This is a genomic window from Methylibium sp. (genome assembly GCF_013817365.1).
Lineage (GTDB): Bacteria > Pseudomonadota > Gammaproteobacteria > Burkholderiales > Burkholderiaceae_C > Methylibium.
In genome coordinates, this window is sequence record NZ_JACDCU010000120.1 from 1 (window position 1) to 9410 (window position 9410).

Consider the following 9410-nt stretch of genomic DNA (forward strand, 5'->3'; position numbering starts at 1 on the left):
TGCGCTCGTAGCCGAGCTCCAGCACGTTGACGAAGCGCGTGACCTTGCTCAGCCCCAGGTTCTTGGCGGTGGCCTCGGCCTGCAGCTTCGCGGACTGCACGTCCAGGCGCTGCGTCATGGCGAGCTGTTCGATGTCGGGCTGGTCGGCCGGCTCCTTCGGCAGATCGGGCAGGCGCTCGGGCAGCTCGAACTGCGTCTGCGTGCCCCACAGGCCGAGCAGGCGCGTCAGCCGCTCGCGTGCTGCGACCTGCGCCTGTTGCGCACGTGCGAGATCCAGCACCGCCTGAGCGTAGAAGCCCTGCTCGCGGGCCTGTTGCAGCTTGGTGAAGTTGCCGACCGCGGCCATGCGGCTGGCCAGTTCGGCCCCCGCATCGGCAGCGCGCTGGACCTGCCGCGAGTAGCGCAGGCTCTCGTCCGCCGCCACGGCACCGACCCAGGCCTTACGGGTCTCGGCGGCCAGCGCGAGCATCTCCATCGTCACGCTGCGCTGCGTGGCCGCGAAGCGCCGGCTTTCGACCTGCCGCGCGAGTGGCAGCACCAGCAAGTGGCCGAGATCGAAGGAGAAGAAGCGCTCGATCTCACGCTCGTCACCCTGGCGCAGCTTGGTGATGCTGAAGCCCGGGTTGGGCAGCCGGCTCGACTGCACGAGGTCGGCCTCGGCGATGCCGAGTTGCTGGTAGCTCGCCTGCAAGCCGCGGTTGTTGAGCAGCGCGATCTGCACCGCACTCTCGGCGTTCAGCGGCTGCGCCAGCAGTTCGTCGACGCGGTTCGCGATGCCCTCGAGATCGCTGGCGCTGCGCGCCCATTTCACGTCTTTGCCGAGGCGCTCCTGCGCGGTCTTTTCAAGCGGTGCGAAGCCGCCGTCGGCACTGAAGGTGGCGCAGCCGCCGAGCAGCAGCGCGGCTGCGGCGACGGCGACGATTCGCAGCCGCGGCCGCGGCGAGCGTGCATTCGGTCGCGGCGCTAGAGAAGTGGGGTTGTTCCGGTTCACGGTGCGTTCCTTAGTTCTTCTTGTCGCTGCCATGGCTGCCGTGACCGCCATGGTCGGCCGGCGCAGGCGGCTTCGAGTCGCCGCCGGCGCCCGGTGCCGGCGCGCTGGCCGGCGACTCCGGTGCGTTGGCTTCCCGTGCATAGGCGCGCCAGCCGCCGATGCGGGCGACCTCGTCGTTCGCCTCTTGCCAGCCGACCGACTCGTCACTGAGCGGCCGGTAGCCGGAGAAGGCCGAGCGGTACCGCACCGGCGGCACGGCCGCCTGGGCGTCGAAGGGATCGCGTGCCTCAGGCCGGGCCGGGGCCGGGGATTCGGGCTGGGCCGTGGCCGGCGCGACGATGAAAAGGCTGGCGATGACGGTCGCGAGCCGAAAGGCAATGGGGGTGGGGATCATTGAAGCCTCGCAGGAGAACGATGGACTCGCCCGCGCAAAACGCAGGCGGCTGTTCTTGGCGGCACCACCGGGCGCGCAAGGCGCGCGCGGAGCCGCTCAGGCGAGGTGGAGCTTGGGCGGTCGCTCGAGGCCGCCGGCCGCGAGGCTGGCGTGGGGCTCGAAGGGCGACAAGGTATAGACCGGGGAGAACGACAGCGCGTCGGGCACCACGAGGGCGGTCGCGATGGCCGCCATGCTGCAACAGGAAGCACACACGCTGCACGTGGCCGAAGACATCTCGGCGCTCGACACGGGCTGCGTGCTCGCCTCCTGCGTGTGTGCGTGGGCCTCGGTCGCCGCGGCGGCCGGCGAGGCACCGTGTTCATGAAGGGCATGGTCGTGGTGCGTCGGCGCGACCGTCGGGGCCGCCGAGCCGAAGGCCATGGTCGAATGCATCGGGCCGCAGAACAGCATCGCCTGCGCAGCGACGCCCTGCACGGGCAGCGCCAAGACGAGCAGCCAAGCCAGAACGATTCGAAGCACACCACGCATCGTAAGAGTGTAGGCCAGCGGCTTCGAAGTCATGTCGTCAGGGGCGTTCGGCAGGAACTCAACGTGAAGAGAGAACGCGCGGTCGTGCGGGGTCCGTGCAACGCCGCACGACCTTGCGACCGCAAGGCCGGCGCGCATCGGTTTGTACGCGGGCGCACCAACGTGCCACGGCGTCACGCGTCGCGTGAGCCTGACACTGCGCCGGACATGGCGGCAAGTCCCATAGCCAAAAGCCCGCCGCGAGAGGTTAATTGCGGCATGGAGATCGCTCCCCCGCCGGCCGACGAATCGCAGCGGCTGAACGTACTGCGTAGCCTGCGCCTTCTCGACACCCAGCCCGAGCCCGCTTTCGATGCGGTGGTTCGGCTGGCCGGGCAGCAGATGCGCTGCCCGATCGGGCTCGTCAGCCTGATCGACGCCGACCGCCAGTGGTTCAAGGCGGCGCTCGGGCTCGACGTGCCCGAGACCCCGCGCGACGTCGCCTTCTGCTCGCACGCCATCCTGCAAGACGAGGTGTTCGTCGTCGAGGACGCCACGCAGGATGCGCGCTTCGCCGACAACCCGCTGGTCACCGGCGCGCCCGACATCCGTTTTTATGCCGGCGCGCCGCTGACGGTGGGCGGCCACAAGCTCGGCACGCTGTGCGTGATAGACCGGGTCGCGCGACAGATCGGCGAGGCGGAGCGTGCGGTGCTGCAGGAGTTGGCGCTGGTCACCAGCACCCTGATGGAGGCGCGGCTGCGCGAACAGCGCCTGCTCGAGCGGCTGCTGCTGGATGCCGAGTCACGCGGCGGCCGGCTTGCGGAGGGGCAGGCGGGCGCCGGGCCCCGGCTGCGGGCGACGGTGTTCAACGCGGTCTCGGCGCGCATGGCCGTGCTCGACCGGCACGGCGGCATTCTGGAGACGAACGCCGCGTGGCAGCGCTTCGCCGCCGCGGACGCCACGCCGGCGGTTCGCGATTCATCGGCGCGCACTACGTCGACGTGCTCGGCGCGCTCGGCGATCTGGCGCCGGCTTCCGCGGCCGCCGCGCGCTGCGGCCTGGCCTCGGTAGGGGCCGGCCGCTCGACCGGCTTCGAGCTGGAATACCGCTGTTGTCGGGGGGATGAGCCGGGCGATGAGAGCCCGGAGCCGGGCTCTCAGCCGCGCGGCGATATCTGGTTCGCGATGAGGATCACGCCGGTCGGCGACGACCAGCGGCGCATCGTCGTCAGCCACGAAGACATTACCAAACACAAGCGCGCCCAGGAGGCGCTGCTGCGCTTGGCCCATACCGACCCGCTCACGGGCGTGGCCAACCGGCGGCGCTTCTTCGAGCTGGCGCACCACGAGTTCGAGCGCGCCGTTCGCTACAAGAGCGCGCTCACGGTGCTGATGGCCGACATCGATCACTTCAAGGCCATCAACGACTGCTACGGCCATGCGGCCGGCGATGTGGTGCTGCGCAGCTTTGTCGGCGTTGCCGGCGAGGCACTGCGCGGCCCCGATCTCGTCGGCCGTCTGGGCGGCGAGGAGTTCGCCGTGCTGCTGCCGCACACGACGCTCGGCGGCGGCCATGCGCTGGCCCAGCGCATCGTCGAGCGCGTTGCGGCCCTACAGGTCGCCACGTGCGTGGGCCTGGTCTGCTACACGGTCAGCGTGGGCGTTAGCACGCTCGACGACCGCATCGCCTCCTTCGATGACCTGTTGCGCGCGGCCGACGATGCGCTGTACCGGGCCAAGGGCGCCGGCCGCAACACCGTGTCGTCGGCCTTCGGCGAGTTTTGCTGAGACGCTCGGGCCTCGGCGCTGCGGGAATGAAGCTTGCCCGCATTCCAAAAACCCTATCGAGCGAGCCCTGCCATGCGCACCCTGACGATCCAGCTCACGCCCAGCATCACCGACATGATCCGCATGGACCACAACCACGTGCTGGCCACTTTCCAGCAAGTGCATGCGGGCACCTCCGGCGGCCGCAAGCAGGCGCTGGTGCGGCTGGCCTGCACCTCGCTGGAGATTCATGCCCAGCTCGAGGAAGAGATCTTCTACCCAGCGCTGCGCGAACTGCGGCCCGATCTCACGGTGATCGAGAAGAGCGTGCCGGAACATGCCGAAATGCGCCGCCTCATCGAGCGGCTGATGGTCATGCCGGTGGCCGACCCCAGCTACGACGCCACCTTCATGGAACTGATGAGAGACGTGCTGCACCACGTGGCCGACGAGGAGACGACCCTGCTGCCGGCCGCCGAGCGCCTGCTCGGCGAGCGGCTCAGCGAACTGGGCGCACGGATGCTGCGCCGCCGGCTGCAACTGCTGGCGCCGCGCAGCCCGCAACTCGTGTGGAACACCCTGCGCTCGATGCCGCAGAGCGGCTTTGTCATGGCGTCGTCGCTGCTGGCCGCAGGCGGCTCGATGATGGGCCGCACCGCACCGCCCTCACCGCGCCCCTTTCCGTAAGGGCGCTGCGCTGCCGCCGCGGCGGCGCAAGAGGCCGGCGATGCCGGTCGTTGGGCAGGCCGTGCAGCGGCGCCGGCAGGCCGGAGGAACGCGACGACCGGCGTGCCGCTTTGCTCTGCCGGGCTGGGCGGCAAGAGCGCCTGCTTACTGTCGGGGCAACTGGCCGGGCGATCCGGCGGGATCAGCGGTTCCCCCACCACTCCCCGGAGCGGCGGGCGAATCCGGGTTCATGGAGCCGCCTTGGCCGGGCTGCATCGAGCCACTGCCCCCCGCACCGCCGCCGTTGGAACGGGCGCGGTAGTAGTCCTGCTGAGCCTGGTTCATGCAGTCCTGCTGCGCTTGCGGGTCCGCGGCTTTGCTGCACATCTGGCGGGCGTCCATGATGGCCTTCGCCTCGTCCGGATCGATCGTGATTCCCTCCTGCGCTGAACCACCGCTCGGCGGGGCGGCTGGCATGCCGGTCCCGGGCTGTGTCGAAGCGGGCGGGGGCTGCTCGATGGACGGGGCGGGCTGCGCCGGCGCAGCGGTCTGGGCCTGAGCGGCGGACAAGCCGCCGGCAAAAACCATCGCGGCCAGCATGCCGGAGAGGGTGTGCAGTTTCGGTTTCATGGCGGACAACCTTTCAAAGAACCGTGAAGGTCAGGAATTCGGCAATGCGCATGCCGTGCTCCCATTGCCGCCGTCATTCGACACAGATGGAATCGTTTGGAAACACTCTGGACCCTTGCCGCGCCCCTGTGGCGACGCGCTTTGCTCAAGGACCGCCTCGCTTGGCCGAAAACCCGTCAAGCCGGAGCAACTCCCCGGCAAAGCCGTATCCATGCAAGAACGACCCACCATCGACGTTCAGCACCTGTGCATCGGTCTGCACATCCACCTCGATTTGGGCTGGATGGAGCATCCGTTCCCACTGAGCAGCTTTCGCATCGCCACCGCCGAGCAGATCGAGGTGCTGCGGGGGCTGGGCCTGGCTCGCGTGCGGTTCTCGCCGCAGCGCAGCGAAGCCGAAACGCTCCGCGCGCTGGTTGCTCAGGGGCACTTGGCGCCCGAGGCGGCAAGCGCCGGCGAAGCAGGCACGCCGGCTGCGCTTGCGCCGGCCGGCAACGCCGACGCCGCAGACGGCGCCATGACCGCAGCGGCAGCGCAAGCCGCAGCCGCAAAGAGGACCGCCGTCGGCGATAGCTCCGCTGGCGCCGGCGCTCCACCGGCCGCGCCGCCTCCTGCGCTCAGCGCCGAGGCCCAGGCGCGCAGCCGGCGCCGCGAAGCGTTCGAGGCGGAAATCGCGTGCGTGCAGCATGCCGAGCGCGAGTACGCGCAAGCCGGGCGCGCCGTGCGGCGCAGCTTCGAGCTGGCGCTCAGCCAACCCGAAGCGGCGCGCGAGCATTGCGAAGGCCGGGTGAAGGATTTCCTCGGCAGCCTGCTCGGCGCCTCGGAAATGGCGATTCGCCTGCTCGGCGAAGGCGCGGGCGACCGCGCCTCGATGCACGCCGTCAACGTGACCGTGATCTCGTTGCTGCTCGGCCAGCAGTTGCAGTTGAGCAAACCCGAGATGTTCGACCTGGGTGTGGGAGCGATGCTGCACGACATCGGCAAGCTGGAGCTACCGGAGCGCGTGCGCTGGATCGATGCTCACTCGGCCGGCGCGTCCGCGCCCGAGCGTCATCTCTATCAGGCGCACGTGGGCCACGGCGTTGATCTCGGGCGCAAGATGCACCTCGCACCGGGAGCGCTGCTGGTCGTCGCCCAGCACCACGAGCTGGCTGACGGCAGCGGCTTTCCGCTCAAGCTCGGCAACGAACGCATGAGCGCGGCAGCGCGCATCGTCGCCCTCGTCAACCGCTACGACAACCTGTGCAACCCCGCCAGTCCCGCGCAGGCGCTCACGCCGCACGAGGCGCTGGCCTGGATGTACGGCCAGATGAAGGCGAAGTTCGACGCGGCGGTCTTCGGCGCGTTCATCCGCATGATGGGCGTGTACCCGCCCGGCTCGGTGGTGCAGCTGTCCGACGAGCGCTACGCGATGGTGGTCACCGTGAATGCCGCCCGGCCGCTCAAGCCGCGGGTGCTCGTGCACGATCCCCGGCAAAGTCGCGACGAGGCGCTGCCGCTCGACCTGGAAACCGTGCCCGAACTCGGCATCCGCCGCAGCCTCAAGCCCCAGCAGCTGCCGCGAGCCACGCTCGATTGGCTGTCGCCTCGGCTGCGCATCTGCTATTTCTTCGAGCGTGCCCGCGAGCCGTTCATGACGGCGTGCGTCGAGGCGCAAGGCGAATGACCTCGCTGCCGAGCCGCCTCAAGGCGAGGTCGCGCCCCCTCGGGGGGCCGGCGCGCAGCGCCTTGGGGGCCCCATGACCTCGCCGCCGCCCGTGTGGCAACCGCTGATCGACAGCCTGCTCGAAGCGGTGTGCCTGGTCGAGCCGCTGGGGCTGCGCATCGTCGCCGCGAACGCGGCGGCCGGCACGCTGTTCGGCGTGGACAGCGCGGCATTGATCGGCCGCGCGGTGATCGAACTCGCCGCCACGCCCGAAGACGAATGCTTCTGGGAAGACATGGCCGCCGGCCGCGCGCCGCTTGAGGGCCGGCACATCCACTCCGACAGCCTCGTGCGCCACGCCGACGGCCACCTGGTGCCGGTGGAGCGCCGAGTCAACCGCGTGTGGATGCGGCCCGGGCAGGCCATCTACGTGCTCGGGCTGCGCGACCAGAGTGCGCAGCGCGGCGCGGAAGACGAGCTCGAGCGCCTGCTCGCCGAACTGCGCGCCACGCTCGAATCGACCGACGACGGGATGCTGGTGACGGACCTGCAGGGCGGCATCCGCGGCTGCAACCAGCGCTTTGCCGAGCTGTGGTCGCTCCCCGAGGCGCTGCTCACGCAGCGCGACGACCATGCCATCCTGGACTGGATGCGCCGTCAGGTCGAGGACGAAGCCCGCTTCAGCGAGCGGCTGCGCGAGCTGGCCGAAACACCCGCGTTGCCGGCCACGCGCAGCGTCGACCGGCTGCGTCTGCGCTCGGGCCGCGTGCTCGAGCGCGTGACCTTGCCCCAGTACAAGCGCGGGCAGCCGATCGGGCGCGTGTGCTCGTTTCGCGACATCACCGAGCCGCTGGCCAGCGCGGCGCGGCTGCAGCTCGCCGCGCAGGTGTTCGAGTCCAGCCTGGACGCCGTTTTCGTCACCGACGACCAGCACTGCATCGTCACCGCCAACGCGGCCTGCGAGCGCATTACCGGTACCAAGCGCGAAGCGCTGCTCGGTCTGCCGACCGCGCGACTGCTCTCGTTGCCGAACGCCGGCCCCGAGGGCGATGCCCAGCCCGGTGATTGGTTCGCGCCGATTGCCGAACGCCTGACGGAGCACGGCGTGTGGGAAGGCGAGCTGTGGCACCGGCGCGCGGACGGCAGCGCACTGCCGGGCCAGGTTTCGCTGGTGCGCATGCCCGCTCAGGCGAACGCGGGCGACCCGCCCGGCGCTACCGGCGTTCGCCATGTCGGCTTCTTCAAGGACCTGACCGAAACCGTCGCCGCGCACCGGCGCATCGAGGAGTTGGCCTTCAGCGACGCGCTCACCGGCCTGCCCAACCGCGTGATGCTCATCGAGCGGGTCGAGTTCGCGCTGGCCATGTCGCAGCGCCACCAGACGCCGTTCGCGCTGCTCTTTCTCGACCTCGACCGCTTCAAGCACATCAACGATTCGCTGGGCCATCTGTTCGGCGACCGCGTGCTGGTCGAGGTGGCCGAGCGCCTGAAGACCTGCGTTCGCCAGGTCGATACCGTCGCGCGCCTGGGCGGCGACGAGTTCGTGCTGCTGCTCAGCCAGCTCGATGCGCGCGGCGCCGAAACCAGCGCGCGGCGGGTGCTCGAAGTGCTGGGCCAGCCGTTCACGCTGCAAGGCCTGAACTTCAGCGTCACGGCGAGCATCGGCATTGCGATGTACCCGAACGACGGGACGTCGATGAACGACCTCATCAAGAACGCCGACGCGGCGATGTACCGCGTGAAGGAGCGCGGCCGTGCCGGCCTGCGCTTCTACCAGCCGCAGATGAATGTCGATCTGCTCGCGCGGATGAAGCTCGACCACGCGATGCGCCTGGCGCTCGAGCATGGCGACTTCCGGCTGCACTACCAGCCGCAGGTCGGACTGGCGTGCGGCGCCGTGCTCGGCGCCGAGGCGCTGCTGCGCTGGCGCGACGCCGATCTGGGCGATGTGTCGCCGGGCGAGTTCATCCCGGTGGCCGAGGAAAGCGGCTTCATCGTCGCGCTCGGCGACTGGGTGCTCGGCGAGGCGGTGCGCCAGGCGGCCCTGTGGCGCGCGCAGGGGCGCGAGCTGCCGGTATCGGTGAACGTCTCGGCACTGCAGTTCCAGCAGGCCGACTTCGTGGAGCGCGTCGCCGCGGTGCTGGCTGCGGCGCAACTGCCGGCGACCTTGCTCGAACTCGAACTCACCGAATCGATCCTCCTGCGCGACGCCGACGAGGCGCTGCAGCGTCTGACCGCGCTGCACCGGCTCGGCGTGCGCCTGGCGATCGATGATTTCGGCACCGGCTACTCGAGCCTGGGTTACCTGAAGCGCTTTCCGATCAGCAAGCTCAAGATCGACCGCAGTTTCGTGAAGGGCCTGCCCGGCGACGAAAGCGATTGCGGTATCGCGCAAGCCATCATCCAGATGGCCCGGGCGCTGCGCCTGCGGGTGATCGCCGAGGGCGTGGAAACGGTGGCACAGCGAGACTTCCTGCTCCAGGCCGGCTGCGACGAATTCCAGGGTTTCCTTTTCGCCCCGGCCCTGACCGTGGAGGAGCTCCAAGAGCGCATGACTTCGCGGCCGGCACGAGACGGCGCCATCGCCGGCGCTTGCGGGCAAGGCCAGCCAGCCAGTCCGCGGGGTGGCTCGGTGCCGCGGCCCCCCGTAGCGACGCCGGCGCAAGCTTTGAATACTGAATAAAAATAAGGGGTATCCTTTTAGCTCCACCAACGCTGGAACTACTGGATGGATATCCAGCATAGCGTAACACCCGAGGCGGGCAAGGACTACCCGCGCAACTGGAACGAGTTTCTGGATTGGTT

At 69.7% G+C, this 9410-nt stretch carries 9 protein-coding genes; 5 read left to right on the plus strand and 4 right to left on the minus strand.

Annotated features, from left to right (window positions below; all coding sequences use genetic code 11):
* The 3 genes from H0W38_RS09420 to H0W38_RS09430 form a co-directional block, all read right to left on the minus strand.
* On the minus strand, positions 1-991 hold a 991-nt coding region (locus H0W38_RS09420; protein WP_292453161.1), incomplete at its 3' end, for a TolC family protein.
* Between the two features lie 10 nt (positions 992-1001).
* Entirely contained in the window at positions 1002-1385 is a 384-nt protein-coding gene (locus H0W38_RS09425; protein ID WP_292453162.1) for a hypothetical protein, read from the minus strand.
* 96 nt (positions 1386-1481) lie between these two features.
* On the minus strand, positions 1482-1949 hold the full coding sequence (locus H0W38_RS09430; protein ID WP_292453164.1) for a hypothetical protein: 468 nt from the start codon (positions 1947-1949) through the stop codon (positions 1482-1484).
* A gap of 225 nt (positions 1950-2174) precedes the next feature.
* Here H0W38_RS09430 and H0W38_RS09435 point away from each other — a divergent pair, with 225 nt between their 5' ends.
* The 3 genes from H0W38_RS09435 (at position 2175) to H0W38_RS09445 (ending at position 4351) form a co-directional block, all read left to right on the plus strand.
* A complete protein-coding gene (locus H0W38_RS09435) occupies positions 2175-2969 on the plus strand; it encodes a GAF domain-containing protein (RefSeq protein WP_292453167.1) in 795 nt (264 codons plus the stop codon).
* 113 nt (positions 2970-3082) lie between these two features.
* A complete protein-coding gene (locus H0W38_RS09440; protein ID WP_292453169.1) occupies positions 3083-3685 on the plus strand; it encodes a GGDEF domain-containing protein in 603 nt (200 codons plus the stop codon).
* A 72-nt stretch (positions 3686-3757) separates the two neighbouring features.
* On the plus strand, positions 3758-4351 hold the full coding sequence (locus H0W38_RS09445; RefSeq protein WP_292453171.1) for a hemerythrin domain-containing protein: 594 nt from the start codon (positions 3758-3760) through the stop codon (positions 4349-4351).
* A 144-nt stretch (positions 4352-4495) separates the two neighbouring features.
* On the opposite strand, the gene H0W38_RS09450 is transcribed toward H0W38_RS09445, so the two are convergent.
* Positions 4496-4960 carry a hypothetical protein gene (locus H0W38_RS09450; RefSeq protein ID WP_292453174.1) on the minus strand — a complete coding sequence of 155 codons (465 nt, stop codon included), beginning with the start codon at positions 4958-4960 and terminating at the stop codon, positions 4496-4498.
* 211 nt (positions 4961-5171) lie between these two features.
* Here H0W38_RS09450 and H0W38_RS09455 point away from each other — a divergent pair, with 211 nt between their 5' ends.
* Both H0W38_RS09455 and H0W38_RS09460 read left to right on the plus strand, forming a co-directional pair.
* A complete protein-coding gene (locus H0W38_RS09455) occupies positions 5172-6626 on the plus strand; it encodes an HD-GYP domain-containing protein (RefSeq protein WP_292453175.1) in 1455 nt (484 codons plus the stop codon).
* Positions 6627-6699: 73 nt separating this feature from the next.
* A complete protein-coding gene (locus H0W38_RS09460) occupies positions 6700-9288 on the plus strand; it encodes an EAL domain-containing protein (protein ID WP_292453176.1) in 2589 nt (862 codons plus the stop codon).
* Positions 9289-9410: the final 122 nt, after the last annotated feature.

Bases quoted from the DNA above. Each gene is read 5' to 3' on its own strand.
- H0W38_RS09450 (WP_292453174.1), bottom strand. From the start codon at position 4,960: ATGAAACCGAAACTGCACACCCTCTCCGGCATGCTGGCCGCGATGGTT.
- H0W38_RS09440 (WP_292453169.1), top strand. From the start codon at position 3,083: ATGAGGATCACGCCGGTCGGCGACGACCAGCGGCGCATCGTCGTCAGC.
- H0W38_RS09445 (WP_292453171.1), top strand. From the start codon at position 3,758: ATGCGCACCCTGACGATCCAGCTCACGCCCAGCATCACCGACATGATC.
- H0W38_RS09455 (WP_292453175.1), top strand. From the start codon at position 5,172: ATGCAAGAACGACCCACCATCGACGTTCAGCACCTGTGCATCGGTCTG.
- H0W38_RS09460 (WP_292453176.1), top strand. From the start codon at position 6,700: ATGACCTCGCCGCCGCCCGTGTGGCAACCGCTGATCGACAGCCTGCTC.
- H0W38_RS09435 (WP_292453167.1), top strand. From the start codon at position 2,175: ATGGAGATCGCTCCCCCGCCGGCCGACGAATCGCAGCGGCTGAACGTA.
- H0W38_RS09425 (WP_292453162.1), bottom strand. From the start codon at position 1,385: ATGATCCCCACCCCCATTGCCTTTCGGCTCGCGACCGTCATCGCCAGC.
- H0W38_RS09430 (WP_292453164.1), bottom strand. From the start codon at position 1,949: ATGACTTCGAAGCCGCTGGCCTACACTCTTACGATGCGTGGTGTGCTT.